Source organism: Pantoea sp. ICBG 1758 (assembly GCF_002928325.1).
GTDB classification, from domain to species: Bacteria; Pseudomonadota; Gammaproteobacteria; order Enterobacterales; family Enterobacteriaceae; genus Pantoea; species Pantoea eucrina.
The window spans coordinates 174,742-196,267 of sequence record NZ_POWL01000002.1 but is presented as its reverse complement, the minus strand read 5'-3'; the positions used below and the strand labels follow the sequence as shown (position 1 = coordinate 196,267).

18 protein-coding genes and 1 tRNA gene are annotated in these 21,526 nt (G+C 54.8%); 11 read left to right on the top strand and 8 right to left on the bottom strand.

The features are described 5' to 3' along the window. Positions 1–36 precede the first annotated feature (36 nt). The 3 genes from hldE to C1Y41_RS10505 form a co-directional block, all read right to left on the bottom strand. Positions 37–1,461, bottom strand: a complete 1,425-nt coding sequence (hldE, locus tag C1Y41_RS10515) for a bifunctional D-glycero-beta-D-manno-heptose-7-phosphate kinase/D-glycero-beta-D-manno-heptose 1-phosphate adenylyltransferase HldE (protein ID WP_039380223.1) — start codon at positions 1,459–1,461, stop codon at positions 37–39. Positions 1,462–1,542: 81 nt separating this feature from the next. After that, positions 1,543–4,392: a bifunctional [glutamate--ammonia ligase]-adenylyl-L-tyrosine phosphorylase/[glutamate--ammonia-ligase] adenylyltransferase gene (glnE, locus tag C1Y41_RS10510; RefSeq protein WP_104085424.1), complete on the bottom strand. Its 2,850-nt coding sequence runs from the start codon at positions 4,390–4,392 to the stop codon at positions 1,543–1,545. A 30-nt stretch (positions 4,393–4,422) separates the two neighbouring features. After that, positions 4,423–5,733, bottom strand: coding sequence for an inorganic triphosphatase (locus C1Y41_RS10505; protein WP_039380227.1), 1,311 nt, complete (start codon positions 5,731–5,733; stop codon positions 4,423–4,425). A gap of 204 nt (positions 5,734–5,937) precedes the next feature. On the opposite strand from C1Y41_RS10505, the gene C1Y41_RS10500 reads away from it, so the two are divergent. Both C1Y41_RS10500 and C1Y41_RS10495 read left to right on the top strand, forming a co-directional pair. Beyond that, positions 5,938–6,561: a TIGR04211 family SH3 domain-containing protein gene (locus tag C1Y41_RS10500; protein ID WP_094110976.1), complete on the top strand. Its 624-nt coding sequence runs from the start codon at positions 5,938–5,940 to the stop codon at positions 6,559–6,561. Positions 6,562–6,699: 138 nt separating this feature from the next. Continuing rightward, positions 6,700–7,932: a multifunctional CCA addition/repair protein gene (locus C1Y41_RS10495; protein WP_039380231.1), complete on the top strand. Its 1,233-nt coding sequence runs from the start codon at positions 6,700–6,702 to the stop codon at positions 7,930–7,932. 18 nt (positions 7,933–7,950) lie between these two features. Here C1Y41_RS10495 and bacA read toward each other — a convergent pair whose 3' ends face one another. Both bacA and folB read right to left on the bottom strand, forming a co-directional pair. Next, positions 7,951–8,769 (bottom strand): undecaprenyl-diphosphate phosphatase, encoded by an 819-nt coding sequence (gene bacA, locus C1Y41_RS10490; RefSeq protein ID WP_039380233.1) that lies wholly within the window; start codon positions 8,767–8,769, stop codon positions 7,951–7,953. Between the two features lie 190 nt (positions 8,770–8,959). After that, the gene (gene folB / locus C1Y41_RS10485; RefSeq protein ID WP_039380236.1) at positions 8,960–9,319 is read right to left on the bottom strand and encodes a bifunctional dihydroneopterin aldolase/7,8-dihydroneopterin epimerase; all 360 of its coding nucleotides are present in this window, start codon (positions 9,317–9,319) and stop codon (positions 8,960–8,962) included. A gap of 107 nt (positions 9,320–9,426) precedes the next feature. Here folB and plsY point away from each other — a divergent pair, with 107 nt between their 5' ends. Further along, positions 9,427–10,029, top strand: coding sequence for a glycerol-3-phosphate 1-O-acyltransferase PlsY (gene plsY / locus C1Y41_RS10480; protein WP_039380238.1), 603 nt, complete (start codon positions 9,427–9,429; stop codon positions 10,027–10,029). A 31-nt stretch (positions 10,030–10,060) separates the two neighbouring features. Here the strand turns inward: plsY and tsaD are convergent, their stop codons facing one another. Then, positions 10,061–11,074 carry a tRNA (adenosine(37)-N6)-threonylcarbamoyltransferase complex transferase subunit TsaD gene (gene tsaD, locus C1Y41_RS10475; protein WP_039385641.1) on the bottom strand — a complete coding sequence of 338 codons (1,014 nt, stop codon included), beginning with the start codon at positions 11,072–11,074 and terminating at the stop codon, positions 10,061–10,063. A gap of 280 nt (positions 11,075–11,354) precedes the next feature. Here tsaD and rpsU point away from each other — a divergent pair, with 280 nt between their 5' ends. The 3 genes from rpsU (at position 11,355) to rpoD (ending at position 15,533) form a co-directional block, all read left to right on the top strand. Then, positions 11,355–11,570 carry a 30S ribosomal protein S21 gene (gene rpsU / locus C1Y41_RS10470; protein WP_001144069.1) on the top strand — a complete coding sequence of 72 codons (216 nt, stop codon included), beginning with the start codon at positions 11,355–11,357 and terminating at the stop codon, positions 11,568–11,570. A 120-nt stretch (positions 11,571–11,690) separates the two neighbouring features. Continuing rightward, positions 11,691–13,436 carry a DNA primase gene (gene dnaG, locus C1Y41_RS10465; RefSeq protein ID WP_104085423.1) on the top strand — a complete coding sequence of 582 codons (1,746 nt, stop codon included), beginning with the start codon at positions 11,691–11,693 and terminating at the stop codon, positions 13,434–13,436. 249 nt (positions 13,437–13,685) lie between these two features. Next, positions 13,686–15,533, top strand: coding sequence for an RNA polymerase sigma factor RpoD (rpoD, locus tag C1Y41_RS10460; RefSeq protein WP_039380242.1), 1,848 nt, complete (start codon positions 13,686–13,688; stop codon positions 15,531–15,533). A 41-nt stretch (positions 15,534–15,574) separates the two neighbouring features. Here rpoD and mug read toward each other — a convergent pair whose 3' ends face one another. After that, positions 15,575–16,102, bottom strand: a complete 528-nt coding sequence (gene mug, locus C1Y41_RS10455) for a G/U mismatch-specific DNA glycosylase (protein ID WP_039380244.1) — start codon at positions 16,100–16,102, stop codon at positions 15,575–15,577. Positions 16,103–16,395: 293 nt separating this feature from the next. On the opposite strand from mug, the gene C1Y41_RS10450 reads away from it, so the two are divergent. The 5 genes from C1Y41_RS10450 to C1Y41_RS10430 all read left to right on the top strand — a co-directional run bounded on the left by C1Y41_RS10450 (position 16,396) and on the right by C1Y41_RS10430 (position 19,808). Then, positions 16,396–16,471: transfer RNA gene (locus tag C1Y41_RS10450), tRNA-Ile, on the top strand. A 241-nt stretch (positions 16,472–16,712) separates the two neighbouring features. Beyond that, positions 16,713–17,549, top strand: coding sequence for a hypothetical protein (locus tag C1Y41_RS10445; protein ID WP_104085422.1), 837 nt, complete (start codon positions 16,713–16,715; stop codon positions 17,547–17,549). Positions 17,550–17,651: 102 nt separating this feature from the next. Next, positions 17,652–17,870, top strand: a complete 219-nt coding sequence (locus tag C1Y41_RS10440) for an AlpA family transcriptional regulator (protein WP_071591677.1) — start codon at positions 17,652–17,654, stop codon at positions 17,868–17,870. Between the two features lie 116 nt (positions 17,871–17,986). Further along, positions 17,987–19,081, top strand: coding sequence for an inovirus-type Gp2 protein (locus C1Y41_RS10435; RefSeq protein ID WP_104085421.1), 1,095 nt, complete (start codon positions 17,987–17,989; stop codon positions 19,079–19,081). Between the two features lie 22 nt (positions 19,082–19,103). Beyond that, positions 19,104–19,808, top strand: a complete 705-nt coding sequence (locus C1Y41_RS10430) for a hypothetical protein (protein WP_104085420.1) — start codon at positions 19,104–19,106, stop codon at positions 19,806–19,808. A gap of 718 nt (positions 19,809–20,526) precedes the next feature. Here the strand turns inward: C1Y41_RS10430 and C1Y41_RS10425 are convergent. Beyond that, positions 20,527–21,519: a hypothetical protein gene (locus C1Y41_RS10425; RefSeq protein ID WP_104085419.1), complete on the bottom strand. Its 993-nt coding sequence runs from the start codon at positions 21,517–21,519 to the stop codon at positions 20,527–20,529. Positions 21,520–21,526: the final 7 nt, after the last annotated feature.

Below are 21,526 nucleotides of genomic sequence, written 5' to 3'. Positions count from 1 at the left end.
TTATCAGCCGGGTGGCTGCTGCCCCCGGCTGTCTGCTCAGTGACTGCGGATCGTTTTAATAATGTTGGTGGTGGAGATGCCATCTTCAAAGTTAAGCACGCGTACGTCACCGCCGTTGGCCCACACTTCTTTGCTGCCTGCGATCTCTTCCGGCTTGTAATCTCCGCCTTTCACCAGCAAATCCGGCAGCACATCGGCAATCAGACGCTGCGGCGTATCTTCTTCAAACAGTACGACCCAGTCCACCGCTTCGAGTGCGCTCAGCACGATCATCCGGTTCTCCTGCGGATTAACCGGCCGGGTTTCGCCTTTAAGACGTCGGGTTGACGCGTCGCTGTTCACCGCCACAATCAGCCTATCGCCCAGCTTGCGGGCATTGGCGAGATAAGAGACGTGTCCTGCATGCAGGATGTCAAACACGCCGTTGGTCATCACCACTTTCTCGCCGCGCTGACGCGCCTGAGCCACGGCGGTTTTCAGCTCGCTCTCCGTCATCACGCCAAAGCCGCTTTCGGGACGTGCATGAATAGCGTTCTCCAGCTCCACCGTACTGACGGTAGAGGTTCCCAGCTTGCCCACCACGACGCCTGCCGCCGCGTTGGCAAGGAAACAGGCGTTTTCCAGCGTGTCACCTGCCGCGAGGACCGCGGCCAGGACGCCAATGACCGTATCGCCGGCACCGGTCACGTCATAGACTTCCTGCGCCTGCGTCGGCATATGCAGGGGCGCTTTACCCGGCTGCAGCAGCGTCATGCCGTTTTCAGAACGGGTTACCAGCAGCGCTGAGAGAGCATAGTCAGCGATCAGCTGCATTCCCCGGCTGACGATGTCCGCTTCGGTTTTACATTTGCCGGCAACGGCTTCAAATTCAGACAGGTTTGGCGTCAGCAGGGTTGCACCGCGATAGCGCTCAAAGTCGGTGCCCTTCGGGTCGATCAGTACCGGTACGCCCGCTTCGCGGGCCAGCCCGATCATGGTCTGGACGCTGCTCAGGGCACCTTTAGCGTAGTCTGACAGCACCAGCGCGCCAGCCTGTGACAGCGACTGACGCATACGATCGTGGATGGGCTGCGGATCGACCTGATCAAAGCCCTCTTCAAAGTCCAGCCGGATCAGCTGCTGGTTGCGCGACAGCACGCGCAGCTTGGTGATGGTGGGATGCGTTTTTAGCGCCACAAAGTCACAGCTGACGTTAACCTGCTCCAGCGTGCGGCTCAGTACCTGCGCGGCATCATCCTCACCGGTAAGCCCAATCAGACGCGATGCGGCACCCAGCGCGGCAATGTTCATTGCCACGTTGGCCGCGCCGCCCGGACGCTCCTCAATGGTATCCACTTTGACGACCGGCACCGGCGCCTCGGGTGAAATGCGGCTGGTCGGGCCATACCAGTAGCGGTCTAACATCACATCGCCAACAACCAGTACGGTGGCCTTGCCAAACGCGGGCAGTGTTACTTTCATTTCAGAGACTCCAGACTACGCTCAAAATATTGCGCGGATAATACCATATACCCGCCGCAGGGTAAGATGCCGCCGCACGCCTCAACTGTCTGGCTCAACCGTGCCCAGCCAGCGCTGCCAGCTGGCGTTGACAATGCCGCGCTCGCGGGCAAAACGATCCGGTGCCACGTGACCCGGCAGCGCCTGCAGGGCCAGATGATGCAGCGCATCACGCAGCGTGACGTAAGCATGCGTCAGCGCCTGCGCTTCCTGGGCAGGCATAATATCGTGCTCCGCCATCAGAGCAAAAATGCGCACGTTATCTGACCAGCGCGTCAGGGCCGGCCGATCCGCCGCTGACGCTAAGACCAGATACTGGGCAATGAATTCAATATCGGTAATACCGCCTGCATCTGTTTTTATCTCCCAGCGCCCTTTATGTTTGTTGCTCAGGTGCGCACGCATCTTTTCGCGCATTTCACGTACCTCAGCCCGCAGCGGTGCTGTTGCACGGGGCAGGCTGAGAATAGCGTGGCGGATCTGCGTAAAACGCGCCATTAGCGCCGGCTCACCAAAGACAATACGCGCGCGCACCAGCGCCTGATGCTCCCAGGTCCAGGCATCATTACGCTGATACTCTTCAAAGGCGTCGAAGGTGCTGACCAGCATGCCTGCTGAGCCAGAAGGACGCAGGCGGGCATCCACCTCATACAAAATACCGGAGGCGGTGCGGGTGCTGAAGAGATGCATGATGCGCTGCGCCAGACGCAGATAAAACTGCCTTCCGTCGATGACGCGTTTACCGTCGGTCTCTGCACTCTCCGGACAATCATGCAGAAACACCAGATCGAGATCGGAGCTGTAGCCAAGCTCCCAGCCCCCCAGCTTGCCATAGCCGACCACGGCAAAGCCGCGCTCATCGTCACGCGTCAAATGTGATGGCCGCCCATAGCGCTGTACCATCATCTGCCAGGCCTGCTGCACCACCGACTCGATCATCGCCTCTGCCAGCCAGGTTAAGTGATCGCTTACTTTCATTACCGGCAGCGTTCCGGCGATATCTGCTGCGGCAATACGCAAGAGCTGCGCCTGTTTGAACTGGCGCACCGCCTCCAGCTGCTGCTCTTCATCCTCTGCCGGAATACGCAGCAGATATTGCCGCAGTTCGTCACGGTAGGCGTCAGTGGCAGTGGGCTGATACAGCGTGGCGGGGTCGAGCAGCTCATCCAGCAGCAGCGGATAGCGCGCCAGCTGGCTGGCAATCATTGGTGAGGCGGCACAGAGACGGATCAGGTGACGCAGCGCGCCGTGATACTCAGTCAGCAGCTCAAGATAGGTGCTGCGCGTCAGCACCCCCAGCAGCAGCGGCGTCAGGCGCTCCAGTACGCTGTCGGCATCCTCACGCGAAGCGATCTCCCCCAGCAGGCGCGGCATCAGCTGGTCGAGCGCCAGCCGGCCACGCGGCCCGATTGTGCGCCGGCTGGCATCCTGCCGGAAGTCATTAAGCACGTAAAAAAAGCGCTGCCGCTGCGTTTCATTCAGCTGCGGCACCACCGGCGTCAGCTCATGCTCCTCCAGCGTGTCCTGCCAGAGTGCCGCAAATTCCGCCAGTTCCGGCTGGTCATCAACGTCCGGGGCATCGTCGCCAATCAGCTCATCAAACACCGCGCGTACGGCGGCCATGTGCGCCGTTAGCTGTGCCGTCAGCGCTTCCCAGTCAGCGCAGTTCATCGCCCACGCCAGACGCTCCCGGTTGAGCGCATCCTGCGGCAGCGTCTGCGTCTGCTCATCATTGATGCTCTGCAGCAGATTCTCCAGCCGGCGTAAAAAAAGGTAGGCGTCATGCAGCTGACTGACCTGCTGCGGACGCAGCAACTCCAGCTCACCGATGGCCTGCAGCACTGGCAGCAGTGAGCGCGACTGAAGTAAGCGCTCACGTCCACCGCGAATCAGCTGAAACACCTGCACAATAAATTCGATTTCGCGGATACCGCCGGCACCCAGCTTGATATTATCTTTCAGGCCACGACGGCGCACTTCACGCGCGATCATCCCTTTCATGTTACGCAGCGACTGAATCACGCTGAAATCGATATAGCGGCGATAGACAAACGGCCGCAGCATCTGCTGCAGCGCCTGGCTCCACTCGCCGCGATCGTCGCCCATCAGACGCGCTTTGACCATGGCGTAGCGCTCCCAGTCACGCCCCTGCTCCTGATAGTAATCTTCCAGCGCCGCAAAGCTCATCACCAGCGGGCCGCTATCGCCGAACGGACGCAGTCGCATATCCACGCGGTAAACAAAACCATCGACGCCAGGCTGATCCAGCACTTTTATCAGGCGCTGCCCCATGCGGGTAAAAAACTGTGCGTTGTCCAGCTCGCGTCGCCCGCCGCGCGTGACGCCGCTCTCCGGCCAGGCAAAGATCAGATCGATATCAGAGGAGAAGTTGAGTTCTCCGCCACCCAGCTTGCCCATGCCGAGGATCAGCAGCGGCTGCGGCTCGCCCGCCTCGTTGCAGGGCGTGCCAAAATCGCGACAGCAATCCTGCCACACGCGATCGCGGGCGGCAGCGATCAGGCTTTCTGCCAGTACGCTAAGCTGCGTCAGGCTCTGTTCGGTCGTGGCGTGCTGCAGCGCCTGCATCCAGGCGATACGCACCAGCATATGCCGGCGGAACAGGCGCAGCTCACGCATCAGCGCGGCCTCGCTATCCGCATGCTGCAGCGCCTGCTGCAGCCACAGAGCATAGTGCTGCCATTCATCAGGCTGAGGAGGCTGCTGCTGCAGTTGCTGCCACCATGCTGGCTGCTGCTGCAGGTTATCTGCGATAAAGTCACTGAAGGCCAGCGCGCCAGCCTGTTCAGACGTCAGCGCCGGCAGCGACAGCTGCAGACGTTCTGCGATGCCGGCCAGCTGCGCCTGCATCAGCGAAGGTAACGGTAACTGCATCCTCTCTCCCTGAATTTTTACATAGTGTTGTTAACGCCTGACGCCGCTGCTCAGCCAGAATGGCGGCTGGCGCATGGCCATCGTAGCGAGCTGAATCAGGCCGTGCTGCTGTTTTTCCCGGATGGCGAGCTGCAGCTCCTGCCATCCCGCCATCCACTGGCATACCTCTTCAGCCGGATACGCCGCCGCCAGCAGACAGACAGCCAGCAGCTGCCGCTGCAGACGCGTGGCCTTATCCTGAAACTCGCTGACCAGTTTTACATCCGTAAAGGTTTCCCGCAGATCCGCTGCCACGCGGCTTAGCATGATGTCGCAAAAGCGTTTATAAGAGCCCTGCAGCTTGATCTGGTTTTTGCTGTCTATCCACGGCTGCCACTGCGCTTCTGCCAGCCAGCACGTCAGCGCCATCTGCGCCTCGACTGAGGTGGCAGAGAAACAGAGGGTTTCCGCACTGATAGCATCATCCTGCAGCAGCTCCTCAAGACGGGTCAGCTTCTGGCGCAGCTCGCTGTTAGCCTTACGCGGCACCAGCGCGCCAAACAGCGAAAACGCCTGACGCAGCGTTTCCAGCGCCTCCAGCACAGCGTGTCGCGCAGCCGGATTACCGCGCAGCCAGACCTCTTCATGATACTGCCAGTGATCCAGCGCGGCGCTGAGCGCGGCGATCATCCCCTGCTCTACTGTCGCTTTTGGCGTCACTTTCAGCAGCGGCAGCGCCCGAACCGGACGCAGCGCGTCGCCCTGCGCCAGCTGATAGCCACGCGCGGCTTTGCTCAGGCTGCCGGGACGGAGTCCGCCGCCCGCTGCCAGCGTCTGCGCGAGCCTGAGCAGATCGGCAGGCGTGCCCTGTTTAAGCTCCAGCTCAACTTCACACAGCGGTTCGCTAAGCTCGCCGGCCGCCACGCTGCCCTGATCGAAGGCAATTTCAATCGTGCTGTTACCTGCCTCTACCGTCCAGGTTTCGCGCCGGAAATGCGTGCTGAATAGCGGCTGCAGCCGCTGCTGCAGGGTGGCAATATCAGTACCCTGCGGCCAGATCTCTGCCGGCAGCCGGGCGATATCAAGCTGCGGCGCCGTTATATCCACGTTGTACTCCGGGCGCTGATGCAGACCGCCCAGCGTCTGACCCGCTGCCTTAAGCGTCATCTCATAACGCTTGTCCACACCCCGGATGCGCAGCCCCATATCCCAGCGGCGCAGCTGGTTGTCGTCCGTTTCATAATAGATATTCGTCAGCTCGCGGGCGGCTTCATGCTGATGCGGCCAGGCGGCCAGTGTCTCTGCCAGGGTGGCGGCAGCCTGCGGGGTGGCAATGAACTTTAATTCGATTTCAGTGGTCATAATTTTTTATTTACTACGCTGCTGGCACTTATACGGTTAATCTGGCGAGAGTAATGCACCACAAGCACGCTGTCTCGGCTTTCTTGTGCTTTTACGCCCCTTTTCGCGCCGGATTGAGACCAGGATAGTTCTCATTCAGATTTATGCGAGGCAACTCCAGACTGTGCCGGTAAATTTACGCCCATCAAGAAAATACGACATCGAATGAAAAAAATTACACTTGCCGCCCTTTCTTTGCTGGCTTTCAGCGCCATCACCCCCGCTCACGCTGCTGATGAAAAGCGTTATATCTCCGATGAGTTATCAACCTGGGTACGCAGCGGTCCGGGCGATCAGTATCGCCTGGTCGGTAAGCTGAACGCCGGGGAAGAAGTTACCGTACTGCAGACCAACAGCGATGCGCAGTATGCGCAAATCCGCGATGCAGAAGGCAAAACCAACTGGATCCCGCTGTCGCAGCTCAGCGCGACCCCAAGCCTGCGCACCCGCGTGCCACAGCTGGAGCAGCAGGTTAAAGATCTGACTGACAAGCTGGCTAATATCGACAACAGCTGGAATCAGCGCACGTCAGAAATGCAGAACAAAGTCGCTAACAGCGACGGCACGATTGATGGTCTGAAACAGGAAAACCAGAAGCTCAAAAATGAGCTGATCGTGGCGCAGAAAAAAGTGAGCGCAGCCAACGTACAGCTGGATGACAAACAGCGCACCATCATTATGCAGTGGTTTATGTACGGGGGCGGCGTACTGGGCGTTGGCCTGCTGCTGGGCCTGCTGCTGCCACATATGGTGCCGCGCCGTAAAAAGAAAGATCGCTGGATGAATTAATCTGCCGCACGCCAGCCGTTTGTCCGGGGGGGATCGCCAGATGCCCCCTTTCGCATGCCCGCTTTTCCGCCAAAGTATGCAACAATTACGAAACAGGCGCCTGACGCGCAGTTATCTGAATACCTCTGGAGTTGTTGAGTGAAAACCTTTCTGGTCGGTGGTGCGGTGCGTGATGCCTTACTGCAGCTGCCGGTAAAAGATCGTGACTGGGTGGTGGTTGGCGCCACGCCTGATGAGATGCTGGCGCAGAACTATCAGCAGGTAGGCCGCGATTTTCCGGTCTTTTTACATCCGCACAGTCGTGAAGAGTATGCGCTGGCGCGCACCGAGCGCAAACAGGGCAGCGGCTACACCGGCTTTATCACGCACTTCGCGCCCGACGTCACGCTGGAGCAGGATCTGCAGCGGCGCGATCTGACCATTAACGCCATCGCGCAGGCGGAAGATGGCAGCCTGATCGATCCCTGCCACGGCCAGCGCGATCTTGCCAGTCGCACGCTGCGTCACGTTTCGGCAGCGTTCAGCGAAGATCCGCTGCGCGTGCTGCGCGTGGCGCGGTTTGCCGCTCGCTATGCCCACCTTGGCTTTCGCATTGCCGCTGAAACGCAGGCGCTAATGGCAGAGATGGCTGCCAGCGGCGAGCTGGCGCATCTGACGGCAGAGCGCGTCTGGAAAGAGACGGAAAATGCACTGCTGACGCGCAATCCGCAGGTCTATTTCCAGGCACTGCGCGACTGTGGCGCACTGCAGGTGCTCTTTCCGGAGATCGATAATCTGTACGGCATTCCTGCCCCGCCGAAGTGGCACCCTGAGATCGATACCGGTGTGCATACGCTGATGACGCTGACGCTGGCGGCCGCGCTCTCTGATGAGCTCGACGTGCGCTTCGCTACGCTGTTTCACGATGTGGGCAAGGCGCTGACTCCTCCGGAGAAGTGGCCGTCGCATCACGGTCATGGCCCGGCGGGTGTCCCGCTTGTCGCCGCCCTGTGCCAGCGGCTGCGCGTCCCTAATCACGTACGCGATCTGGCGCTAATCGTGACAGAGTTCCATGACATCGTGCACACCATTGAGCGGCAGTCAGCGGCGGCGCTGGTAGCGCTGTTTGATCGCATCGACGCCTGGCGTAAGCCGGAGCGGGTGGAAAAGATGGCGCTGACCAGTGAGGCGGACGCGCGCGGACGCGCCACGCTCGAGAGTATGCCCTATCCGCAGGGTAACTATCTGCGTCAGGCGTTTGCGCTCGCGCAGGCGGTACCGGTGCAGCAGGTGATTGCAGCAGGCTTTAAAGGCGCAGAGGTGCGGGAAGAGCTGGGCAGGCGCCGGATTGCGGCTATTGAAGAGACGCTGATTGGTGCGCGGCCGGCATAACCCGCCGCGCAACCGCTGTTACATAAACACGGCGTAAACCGCTGCTGCAACGATAAAACGATAGATGGCGAACGATACAAACGAGATACGCTTGATCAGCTCAAGGAAGACTTTGATTGCCAGCAGCGCCACGATGAACGCGGTAATAAAGCCCACTGCGAACATCGGGAAATCCTGCATCGTCAGGAAGCCCATGCTTTTGTAGAGGTCCAGCACGGTCGCGCCCATCATCATCGGCACGGCGAGAATGAAAGAGAATTCCGACGCTGCGTAGCGGCTGACGCCCATCAGCATACCGCCCGAAATCGTCGCACCCGAGCGGGAAAAGCCCGGCCACAGCGCCAGACACTGGAAGCAGCCAATCATAAACGCCTGACGATAGGTGATATCATCCACGCCCACTGCTTTTGGCTGTTTTGGCTTCAGGAACTCTGCCGCCAGCAGCAGCACACCGCCCACCACCAGGGCATACATGACGTTGATCGGATTAAACAGCGTTTTAATCTGATCGTGCAGCAGTAAACCGATTACCACCGCCGGGATCATCCCGAGCAGAATGTGGATCAGCGTCAGCTTACCGGTACCGGTGCCTTCATGACGCTCCTGACCAAAATGGATACCGATCAGGCCAAACAGACGTCGCCAGAACATTACGACCACTGCCAGAATTGATCCGAGCTGGATCACCACTTCAAACGTCTCTGCTTTATCGCCCTCAAATCCCAGCAGGTGCCCGACAATAATCATATGGCCCGTGGATGAGACCGGCAGAAACTCGGTCAGCCCCTCAACGACCCCGAGGATCGCAGCGACCCATAGCTGATGCATATCTGCCATCAAAATTTTCCCCTATCCGTTTTAAACAGTAAAAAGGCGGTCGCAAACTGCTACCGCCTGAAATTATGCCGGCGTTGATCTGAAGAAAACCTTAGGGTTTTCTGCCACTTCGTTTCGCTTAACGCAACGGCCTCAGCTAAGACACACCATAATTTGATTTGGTTTCATTGTGATGGCAATCACAGGGGGTTTATTTAGGAATTGTCCCGCGCTCAATACGCACGCCAACGCTCGCCGCCTGGGCTACTGCACCCGGCTTACCTACCCGGATACGCACGCCGGGCGTTTTGAAACGATTCATCAACAGATCGCAGATTTCTTCTGCGACGCGCTCGACCAGCGCAAACCGGTTTCCCTGCAGATGCGAGAGGATGGCGTCGGTGACATCGGCATAACTCAGACAGTCGCTGACATCGTCGCTGGCCGCGGCACGCCGGTTGTCCCAGGCCATTTCGACATCGAGCACCAGCTTCTGCTGCATGCCCTGTTCCCAGTCGTATACGCCAATGGTGGTGAACACGGTGAGTTGTTCTATAAATACGATATCCATGATGTCACTCTCTGTTTTTGGCCAGGCCGGATACCACTTCCGGCGGATTATGCGTATTATCCACGCTTACCGGCAACAAAACGACCCAAAAGGAACGGTACGACGCTATGAGTGCTATCGCGCTTGGTATGATTATTTTCGCGTATCTTTGCGGCTCGATTTCCAGTGCGATACTGGTCTGTAAACTCGCAGGCTTGCCCGATCCGCGTATCTCAGGCTCCGGCAATCCCGGTGCCACAAACGTCCTGCGCATCGGCGGCAAAGCGTCAGCAGCAGCGGTACTGATATTTGATGTGGCCAAAGGAATGGTTCCGGTCTGGATCGCCTGGATGCTGCACGTGACGCCTATGTATCTTGGCCTGACCGCGATAGCTGCCTGCCTGGGTCATATCTATCCGGTCTTTTTCCGCTTTCGCGGTGGCAAAGGCGTGGCGACGGCGTTTGGCGCGATTGCGCCGATTGGCTGGGATCTTACCGGCCTGATGACCGGGACGTGGCTGCTGACCGTGCTGCTGAGCGGCTACTCCTCGCTGGGTGCCATTGTCAGCGCGCTGATCGCCCCGTTCTACGTCTGGTGGTTTAAGCCGCAGTTTACGTTTCCGGTTTCCATGCTCTCCTGCCTGATCCTGCTGCGGCATCATGACAATATTCAGCGGCTCTGGCGCGGACAGGAAAATCGCGTCTGGAAACGGAAAAAAAAGAAAGAATAAAAAAAACCGGCTGCGCGCCGGTTTTTTGTTTTCAGATAGCGGGCAGTTCCGCCAGCGGCCAGCGCGGACGGACGCTGACGCCGAGCTCACCCCGTGTGCCGCCCTTCAGACGCACCATGCCGGCATAGGCGATCATCGCGCCGTTATCGGTGCAGAACTCAGGCCTGGCATAAAACACCTCGCCGCCGCGGGCGCTCATCATCTCTGCCATTCGCGCGCGCAGCGTGCGGTTGGCGCTGACGCCACCGGCGATCACCAGCCGCGTAAAGCCGGTTTGCTCCAGCGCGCGTTTGCACTTGATCATCAGCGTATCCACGACCGCATCTTCAAATGCGCGGGCGATATCTGCCCGCGCCTGTTCGTCGCCGTCATGCTCGCGAATAGTATTTGCCGCAAAGGTTTTCAGCCCTGAAAAGCTGAAATCGAGGCCCGGGCGATCGGTCATCGGACGCGGGAAGCGGAAGCGGTTCGCAACACCCTGCTGCGCCATGCGCGACAGCATGGGGCCGCCCGGATAGTCCAGACCCAGCAGCTTGGCCGTTTTATCAAACGCCTCACCCGCCGCATCGTCGATTGACTCGCCCAGCAGCGTATATTCGCCGATACCGGTGACGCTGATAAGCTGCGTATGTCCGCCGGAGACCAGCAGCGCGACAAACGGGAACGCCGGCGGATTCTCCTCCAGCATCGGAGCCAGCAGATGGCCTTCCATATGATGTACCGGGACTGCCGGCACATTCCAGGCGAACGCCAGCGCGCGGCCAATCGTGGCGCCGACCAGCAGTGCACCCACCAGACCCGGACCGGCGGTATAGGCGACCGCATCGATATCGCTGGCCTGCAGGTTTGCCTCTTTCAGCGCGGCCTGTATCAGCGGCACCGTTTTACGTACATGGTCGCGCGATGCCAGTTCCGGCACAACGCCGCCGTAGTCAGCATGTAGCTTCACCTGGCTATACAGCTGATTCGCCAGCAGACCGGACACATCGTCATAAATCGCGATGCCGGTTTCATCGCAGGACGTTTCAATACCCAGAACTCGCATAGCTTTATTACCCTCTTCTTGCGGCGCGCAGTGTAGCACAGGCAAATCTGCCGCCGGACTACTTTGACGGGAAAAAGTGTTTTTCTGCCGCACAAAGAGTGCGCTATACTCCACGGCCTGAAAAAACCGGCAGCCGCACAGGCAAACGCTCCTGTTGGTTCTAAATTGTCCATGGTGCTTTACAAGCTGGCCCCGGCTGGAGTAAAATGCTGCACCATTTTGAGATGTGCTGACGCCGCAGTCAGCAGCAAAAACCGAATTTTATCGAGGTGAGAGTTACATGCCGGTAATTAAAGTACGTGAAAACGAGCCATTCGACGTAGCACTGCGTCGCTTCAAGCGTTCCTGCGAGAAAGCAGGCGTTCTGGCTGAAGTTCGTCGTCGTGAGTTTTATGAAAAACCAACGACCGAGCGTAAGCGCGCTAAAGCGTCAGCAGTTAAGCGTCACGCCAAGAAACTGGCTCGCGAAAACGCACGCCGCACTCGTCTGTACTAATTTCTTTCGGAAGTTCGCTTCCGCCGCGTGTTAAACGCAGACAGAGTCAAGTAAGAGGCCGTGCTTTCCGAAAGGAAGCGCGGCTTGTTGCCGTTTAAGAGCTGAAAAAAATCGGGGCTTATGGCTGGACGAATTCCACGCGTTTTTATCAATGATTTACTTGCCCGCACGGATATCGTGGATCTTATCGATGCCCGCGTTAAGCTGAAAAAGCAGGGTAAGAACTATCACGCGTGCTGTCCATTCCATAACGAAAAAACCCCCTCTTTTACCGTCAGCGGTGAAAAGCAGTTTTACTACTGCTTTGGCTGTGGTGCCAAAGGCAACGCTATCGATTTCCTGATGAATCACGATCGTCTGGAATTTGTCGAAAGCGTTGAGGAACTCGCCACCCAGCACGGCCTTGAAGTGCCGTACGAAACAGGCAGCGGCCCCAGCCCGATTGAGCGTCATCAGCGTCAGAGTCTTTACCAGCTGCTGGAGAAACTGGATGGTTTCTATCAGCAAAGCTTCCGCAGTCCGGGAGCAGAGGCGGCCCAGCGCTATTTAGGCTCGCGCGGGCTCAGCCAGCAGGTGATCGATCACTTTGCGATTGGCTATGCGCCCGCCGGCTGGGATAACGTGCTGAAGCGTTTCGGAGAGCAGCAGGAAGACCGCGAGTCGCTGATGGAAGCGGGCATGCTGGTCACCAATGATAAAGGCCGCAGCTACGATCGCTTCCGCGATCGCGTCATGTTCCCGATCCGCGATAAGCGTGGTCGCGTGATTGGCTTTGGCGGACGCGTGCTGGGTAACGATACGCCTAAGTATCTGAACTCGCCGGAAACACCGATTTTCCATAAAGGCCGCCAGCTCTATGGCCTGTATGAAGCACAAAAAAACCATCCTCAGCCGGCGCGCCTGCTGGTGGTGGAGGGCTATATGGATGTGGTCGCCCTGGCACAGTTCGGCATCGATTATGCCGTGGCGTCGCTGGGGACCTCCACCACGGCTGAACATATTCAGCTGCTGTTCCGCTCGACTGACACGGTTATCTGCTGTTATGACGGCGACCGGGCCGGTCGCGAAGCCGCCTGGCGCGCGCTGGAAACCGCCCTGCCCTACATGAATGACGGGCGTCAGCTACGCTTTATGTTTCTGCCTGATGGCGAAGATCCCGATACGCTGGTGCGTAAAGAAGGGAAAGAAGCGTTTGAAGCACGCATGGAGCAGGCGATGCCGCTCTCGGTGTTTCTGTTCGACAGCCTGATGCTACAGGTGGATTTGAGCACCCGCGATGGTCGTACCAAGCTGGCGACGCTCGCTCTGCCGCTGATTAGTCAGATCCCGGGCGAAACGCTGCGGATCTATATGCGCCAGACGCTGGGTAATAAACTCGGCATTCTGGACGATAACCAGTTAGACAAGCTGATGTCAAAGGCGGCAGAAAATGCGACGCCGCCCGTCGCGCCGCCGCTGAAGCGCACCACGATGCGCGTACTGATTGCGCTGCTGGTGCAGAATCCGCAGTTTGCGACGATTGTGCCCACGCTTGACGGGCTGGCGCAGTCAAAACTTGCCGGCCTGTCGCTGTTTGTTGACCTGGTCAGCCGCTGCACAGAGAATCCTGGCCTGACGACCGGACAGCTACTAGAGTTATATCGCGGGACAAATTTTAGCCAGCCCCTTGAAACACTGGCCACCTGGAACCACATGATAGTGGATGAGGAAGCCGAAGCGGTGTTTCAGGACTCGCTGGCAAGCATATATGATGCTGCGCTGGAGCAGCGCCTGGAAGCGCTGATTGCGCGTGAGCGCACCGAAGGGCTCAGTGCCGCTGAGCGGCGCGAATTCTGGGCATTAAGCCAGGCATTAGCGAAAAAATAAGATTCAGCCAGGCCAGAATGGCGGAGTATTCCCCGTTCTGGCCTGCGGCTTTCGGTTTACACGCCATATAAGCGGAACCGGAGCACAACGATTTCAGACCGAATATCAAGCGGCTTAAGTGCCGAACTAAAAGGGGCTGCAGCCCTGGCCGCGTTGAAGGCAGCGGCAAAAACATAATGCCTTCACTGTTATAGTTGGCTCGCTGCCGACCGACACCAATCTAATTAACAGAAGTGTGGATACCGTCTTATGGAGCAAAACCCGCAGTCACAGCTTAAGCTGCTTGTCACCCGTGGTAAGGAGCAGGGCTATCTGACCTATGCTGAGGTCAATGACCATCTGCCGGAAGATATCGTCGACTCCGATCAGATCGAAGACATCATCCAGATGATCAACGATATGGGTATCCAGGTGGTGGAAGAAGCCCCTGATGCCGATGATCTGATGCTGAATGAGAACAGCTCCGATACAGATGAAGATGCTGCAGAAGCGGCCGCGCAGGTCTTATCCAGCGTTGAATCTGAAATCGGGCGCACAACCGATCCGGTGCGCATGTATATGCGTGAAATGGGTACCGTAGAGCTGCTGACGCGCGAAGGCGAAATCGACATCGCCAAGCGTATCGAAGACGGTATCAACCAGGTGCAGTGCTCTGTTGCCGAATATCCGGAAGCTATTACCTACCTGCTCGATCAGTACGATCGTGTGGAAGCGGGCGAATCGCGCCTGTCCGATCTCATCACCGGCTTTGTCGATCCTAACGCTGAAGAAGATCTCGCCCCCACTGCCACCCACGTTGGTTCTGAGCTGTCTGAAGAAGATCGCAATGACGACGAAGAGGAAGATGAAGAGAGCGACGACGACGACAGCAGCGACGACGACAACTCTATCGATCCGGAACTGGCGCGCGAGAAGTTCCTTGAGCTGCGCACCCAGTATGAAGCAGCCCGCACCGTTATTAAGGCGAAAGGCCGCAGCCACGCTGATGCCGTTGCCGAAATCAACAACCTTTCTGAAGTCTTCAAGCAGTTCCGCCTGGTGCCGAAGCAGTTCGACTACCTGGTAAACAACATGCGTGAAATGATGGAGCGCGTGCGTACGCAAGAGCGCCTGATCATGAAGCTGTGTGTCGAACTGTGCAAAATGCCGAAGAAGAACTTTATTACGCTGTTCACCGGTAATGAAACCAGTGAGAGCTGGTTTAAAGCAGCCCTGGCGATGAACAAGCCGTGGTCTGAAAAGCTGAAAGATGTTGAAGAAGATGTCATGCGCTCGCTGCAGAAACTGCTGCAGATTGAGGAAGAGACCGGCCTGACCATCGAACAGGTTAAAGACATCAACCGTCGCATGTCGATCGGCGAAGCGAAAGCGCGCCGCGCGAAGAAAGAGATGGTTGAAGCTAACCTGCGTCTGGTTATCTCTATCGCGAAAAAATATACCAACCGCGGCCTGCAGTTCCTTGACCTGATTCAGGAAGGCAACATCGGCCTGATGAAAGCGGTTGATAAGTTTGAATATCGCCGTGGCTATAAGTTCTCAACCTACGCCACCTGGTGGATCCGTCAGGCGATCACCCGCTCTATCGCCGATCAGGCGCGTACCATCCGTATTCCGGTGCATATGATTGAGACCATCAACAAGCTCAACCGTATCTCGCGCCAGATGCTGCAGGAGATGGGCCGCGAGCCGACGCCGGAAGAGCTGGCTGAGCGTATGCTGATGCCGGAAGATAAGATCCGCAAGGTGCTGAAGATCGCCAAAGAGCCTATCTCTATGGAGACGCCGATTGGTGATGACGAAGATTCGCATCTGGGCGATTTCATCGAAGATACCACGCTGGAGCTGCCGCTGGACTCTGCTACCTCTGAGAGCCTGCGTTCTGCGACCCACGACGTGCTGGCGGGCCTGACCGCGCGCGAGGCGAAAGTCCTGCGTATGCGTTTTGGTATCGATATGAACACCGACCACACGCTGGAAGAAGTGGGCAAGCAGTTTGACGTAACGCGTGAGCGTATTCGTCAGATTGAAGCCAAAGCGCTGCGCAAACTGCGTCACCCGAGCCGCTCGGAAGTGCTGCGCAGCTTCCTCGACGATTAATCGTCTGCAGGAAAACAAAAACCCCGGCACGCCGGGGTTTTTTATTGCCCGCGCTCCGGCAGACCCAGCGCATCCGCCAGCTGGCGATACGCTGCCACCATCTCCTCCAGTGAAGCGCGGTTAAGGCCACTGGGATTTGGCAGCACCCAGATGCGCGTCTCCATCAGCGGCTGCGGCTGCTCGCCCCACTCCACTTTACGCTGCCGGAACGCACGCTGATACGCATCCTTGCCCAGCACCGCCAGCGCCCGCGGCTGATACCGTAAAATTTTATCCTGCAGCCGTAGCCCGCCGTCGCGCAGCTCATCGCCGCTCAGCTCGCTCGCCTGCGTGGTGGGACGCTCAACCAGCGCGGTGATGCCGCAGCCGGTCTCCAGCAGCCGCCGCTCCTGCTCCGGCTTCAGCAGCTCGCGCGTAAAGCCAGCCAGATAGATCACTTTCCAGAAGCGGTTGCCGGGATGCGCAAAATGGTAACCGGTATGCGCAGATGACTTGCCGGGATTGATGCCGCAGAACAGCACCTGCAGATCGTGCGAGAGAATATCGCGAATGTCGTGGTCGGGTTGCATACGCCTCTGAATACCTGGTAAACGTGCTTAAAGCGTAGGTTATTCAGCGGGATGGGGAAAGCATGGCGATTGCGATAAGTGAAAACCCTGCGCCAGCCGCCCAACGAGTTAACGATTTCTTTTACCGCCTGTGCAGCAAAAAAACGCTCAAACTGTTGTGGCAATCACTCCTGTCACAGCAGCACGCTGATTTTTTCATTAATATCAATCACTCACCATTGTGCTAATTTTCACCAACCGATCGGTGAACGCTGGATCGCCTTTGCCAGATACTTTATAATCCCCGCACTACTGGCCCCTTAGCTCAGTGGTTAGAGCAGGCGACTCATAATCGCTTGGTCGCTGGTTCAAACCCAGCAGGGGCCACCAAATAAAACAAGGAGTTAGATGAGAAATCGTCTGACTCCTTTTTCTTTGGATGCGATTCAGGTGATGTAGTGGGTGACGTAAGAGAATGGCTGGGTGACGTAAGTAGTGTGGGTTTAAATGTCTGGCTGGCAAGTTGCCAGAAACCTGATTTCCTGTTTTCGAAAAGCCTTACAGCCATTTAATTCAATCATCAACACAGCCTTATCTGAACTATCCCAGGATTGCAGGTCAAAAACAAGTTATGAGTTTCGACGATTCCATTCAGCAATTGCGTAATGAGCAACTCGCGCGCCGGTCCGATACAGAACGCTTTATCAGTGTTAAAACGCTTTTTGAACAGATCAAACAGCGTTATCCAGATCAGAGCTACAACGCCCTGTGCCTTTTAGCGTTGAAAAAGTATCGACGTTCAGAGCATCAGCCTTCGCTGTATTGGTTTAGATATGAAAGCTGGTATGACACTTCACCCGTTGCCCCATACCAACTCCTGGATAAACATGGCGCGCCAAACATAGGTGCCCCTGACTATTATCCTAATGCCGAGGCGGCACTGCGGGCAGTCAGTGATGACGTCATGAATACTGATAAGCTAGCTGATTGTGGTTTTCTGAGAACAGAAATCACTGCTGCGCTTGGGGTTTCGCTTGATACTGCAAGGCCAGAAGCACCGATATTTGAACAAGATACCCTGGACTTGAAAGCTGAAAACGTAGCACTAAAAGAAAAAATTGAGGCGCTGGAAAAACGTCTGGCTGCCCCTATAGAGAAAGCAGAAACTTATGCAGCTAAACGGGAAGAGTTTTTCATCGCTGTTATAGCCAGTTTGTACGACAAAAACAGACTCACCTTTGCAAAGGATTTACTGCCAAAAGCACCGGAGCTTTTAAGGTTGGTCGAAAATAAGATCCCGCTATTCTGGCCAGCGGAAGGGTGTTTTCCAATGAGTGAAGAGCAATGCCTGAAAATTCTTCGAGAAGCGATTAGCCTGCTTGAACGCGACGTGACTGATCTTCATCAGTTGCGGGTTGAAAAGAGACAGATGCAAAAAACAAGAAAATTAAATCTTCTTAATCAGTAGGATAACAAAGGTCACCAAGGTATCTTTCTAAGGTATCCACGACATAAACTCTCTCAGTTTTTAAGATACGTTTCATCTTAATTTTTTACCGAGAGACCTAACATGAAACACATCAACTCTTTATCTACAACTGTCAGCCATCTTCCCGGGCCCCAACGCCTGATCCGCATTCATGAAATGATGGCTCTTTTGAATTGCAGTCGTACTACTCTTTACCGCTGGGCAAACAGTGGTGAATTCCCTGCGCCAAAAAAACGCGCCGGAAGAACCATGGGCTGGACAGTCACGCAATATGAACAGTGGCTCGATAACTGCTGCTAGATCTGTAAGAAGGGCTGGGATTTCCAGCCTTTCTTTTTATCTGCTGATGCAACCGTTTGAAACAACAAGCGCATCAAATTGTTATCAATTCGTGATTCTGATACATCCGTAACCCTATGATAAACAGTAAAAATGGCAGTCTGGATTCAACCTATCAGGAACCGGTAATTAATAATATTACGCGCGGTACGGTCTATCCGGATATCCGGGCTAAAGGCGAGTTTCTGTATGACGATGTTCTCTGGCCAGTCATGCCTGAAGAGTGTCAGCAGGATGTGAAGATCATGAATTCTTTGTTCAAGGCAATTGATAGAACTTATTCCATTTGCTCTCGCTTTCTGGCAATCCGTTATGATTTTCATCTGCCTCAGTACACGGCTGATAACCGCGTTATTATCCGCTTTCATCAACTACTGATTCCTGCATTCAGAAAGTTATATTCCAAAAGCTTTGCCCGAGTGTTTTGGGTCAGAGAACAGAATCAGGCACCAGCACAGCATTATCATTACCTGCTGATGGTTGATGGCAACTGCGTGCGTCATCCTCTTAAAATTAACAAGCTGGTGGAGAGTTGCTGGAAAATAGCAACGGGCGGAACGGTCTGGTTTCCAAAGCATGGTTACTATTTAATTCGAAAGAATGACACTGAGGCCATGACCGCATTGTTACTGCGGGTAAGTTACTTTGCTAAGCGGCACTCTAAGGAAGGAATTGCTAAAGACATTGCGCGTTCCGGCACTCGGCATTACCCGTTTTTAAAAAAGACCAAACACACTAAAACTGCGCAATTATGTACTCAGATTGCCCATTTTGATCGGGCACAAGCGCATTGCCCTCTTCCCGGAAAGCTGGATTCGCTTTTCACTCCCGCAGAGCCTTCTGCCGTTAAGCCTGCGACACTGCCTCTGAAAGATAGCCAACGATTGGATGAGGCTGCCTTACTGCCAATGAAGGCGCTCAGACGAGCGCTGCAACGTTTTAGTAAAATCAGGGGCCGCCTGCGTGACGGTAATAGCATTGTGGCAAGCGCTCAACTCAACCCTCACTGGTACCGTCATTTTGAGCGCTACTACCGCTATTACTGGCCATGCAATATCAGCGTTTCACAGTATTGCCGCTGGTATTACCTAAATCCGTCTACTGCAAGCCGCTATTTGTGTAACTACCCGGCTAATTTAATTAATCCGTGGCTTTTAGCACGCTGGCTATAAGCACCTATGAAGACTGGTAAAGATGGAAAAGATAAAAGAGAAGTACAAAGCAAAAATTGCGATGCCCTACTCTCTTAATCGTAAGGTGAAGACTTATGTAGGCGGCATTGACTGGCTAACCGGTTATGAAATTGTGCCGCTGACTGATGAACAGCGGCTGCAAAGAAAGCAGCATCTGCATGCTCTGCCTGCAACGCTTGATGAGTTGTTTGAGCGTTTCCTGCTGCCTGCCATTGAGTGCGACATGCATTACAAGGACTACAATTTCTGGAGCGATACGTGGCGCATCCAGTGGGCTTACCACAAACAAAATTATCGTCGTGAAGCAATATTAAGTGGCATAACGCAGCAGCAATACGCAAAAGCGCGTAAGCTCCCTCAACGTGTGATGTATGACAACTTGCATAAATGCGGTGGCGCGGCAATCCGTGTGCTGTTTTGGGTTTATCATCGTCGACAGTTCCACCAGCAGCAGCTTACGGTTCAGGAATATATTTCTGAGCATCAGCTTCCCCAACGTACAGCACATCGTCAGTTGTCGCGACAGCCAATGAGTGATATCTGGGCTCAGCATTTTGATAACTACTACGGTGATGCATGGCTGAGGCATTGTAACGTCAGAGAGTATGCGGATTTTTACGGTTTGAACGTCACCACTGCCCGACAGTATCTTTTTAACTTTCCCATTGGGCTTTTTGACCCAATGTTGATTAAACCCTGGATGTGATTTTTCAAGACATCGCTGAAGAATATGATCATGAATTCTGATCACTGAATAATGATCAAAATCGTCAAACGGTAAACAACGCAACGATCAGAATTTGAAAATCTACAATCAGTTTTTGTATATAAAAAAAGCATGTCTTGACTGGAGTGAGAAAGAGACACACCTTGTGTTTTAACTTAGTGAACCGCTCTGGAAATCAGCGGCAGTTAGCACTACAGGCGCTTGCTGATGAAATGCCCAGCTTTGCATGCGACTGTGCGTCTGCATAAGGCAGTAAGCTGCTGGTAGTGGAAAACTCTGAGGCGAAGCTCACAGACCTACTGCCCGTTGATTAAAACTTTATGATGTCAGTGATTCCTTGCAAATTTCCACTATGCGCTCTCAGAAGGTGTACCCTGTTGCAAGTCCGCTTTGTGCCAAAGTCGGACGTTCGGCTTATTTTTTTTAAGATTTTCTCAGTGTGACTTAATTTATGTTTTCTGAATCGCCACGAGTAATCCAGACGACTGCCGAGTCGTAGCGCAGGTTATCGCCAACTCTACGGCTGGCTTATGGGCGCTTTTTATGCCTAATCGGCTAAAGTCGAGGGCAAGAAGCGTGCGCTGCTATCGGCTTAGCACGTTAGTTTTGAAAGTAGGACATGCACACCTCAACCAGCAAGACGGTTAAATAAGCTGGTATTTCTGATGCAAGATCTTGCTCTTTGCCCTCATTAGACTCACTCAGGACGTTGTGCGGTTATTTTATAACCAAGATTTTCAAACGTTGTAATCAGCCGCTGAATAGAGCCGATACTCCATTGGTTGGTAATCAGCACCGTCTCACCAGAGATGAGCTCAATGGGCGCCTCATGAAAACGCTTTCGTCGTGACAGAGTGACGTCTGATTCCAACTTTATAAGACTGCGATGAACATCCTTTCCAAAGATCGATATAACAGAGTTCATATTCTCCGGTTCATTCTCCGCTATCCAGTCGCTTATAAGCTCAAAAGCCAGGTTACGCTTGTTATATGTCGCGCCTCTAAAAACAAATTTAGAATAATCTTTCTCAGATTTTTCATTTGCCTTCATGGCTTCTATTTCTTTGCGCTTTTGTCGGACAAGAAAATCTTTTGCCTCTGGCAACGGGATTATTTGTTCGAAATTAACCAGCAGTTTGTCGAGATGAAGATATGGACTTATCCTAAAACAGCTGATATTAAGACCATTATTGTTAAGCCACAGGACTGTGTTTGTGACCTCTTTAGAGAAATCAGCTGATATTAAAAGAATCCGCACCTGCGTATTAAAATCAGCAATTTCGCTTTCTTCTCTCTCACAGAAATTGAGGATTTCATTCTCTGCATTTTTTTCGACACCTTCTTTATCGAGATATTTTTGATAGCACTCAGCAGCTTCATGAAACGTCATTTGCGAAACCATAGCAGCATACCTTACTGCCTGAAGCTCCATATGGGCGCCCTGCTCATCACGTTTGAGCTCAATGACGACCAGATTGAAATTTTTATCAATGCAGAGCAAATCGATCCTGCGCTGACTGTCCTCCCAGTTATTAAACTCTTCCTGAATGACCATGCAGTCAGGAACGAAATGGCTTATTTTTCTGGCTAAGGCCGACTGGATATCTCTGCGTTCAAGAATGGATTCGCGCGCAAACGTCGTTTTCGATACTGCCCGAAACTCCTGCTCTTCTAAAGTGAACAACCCCATACATTCT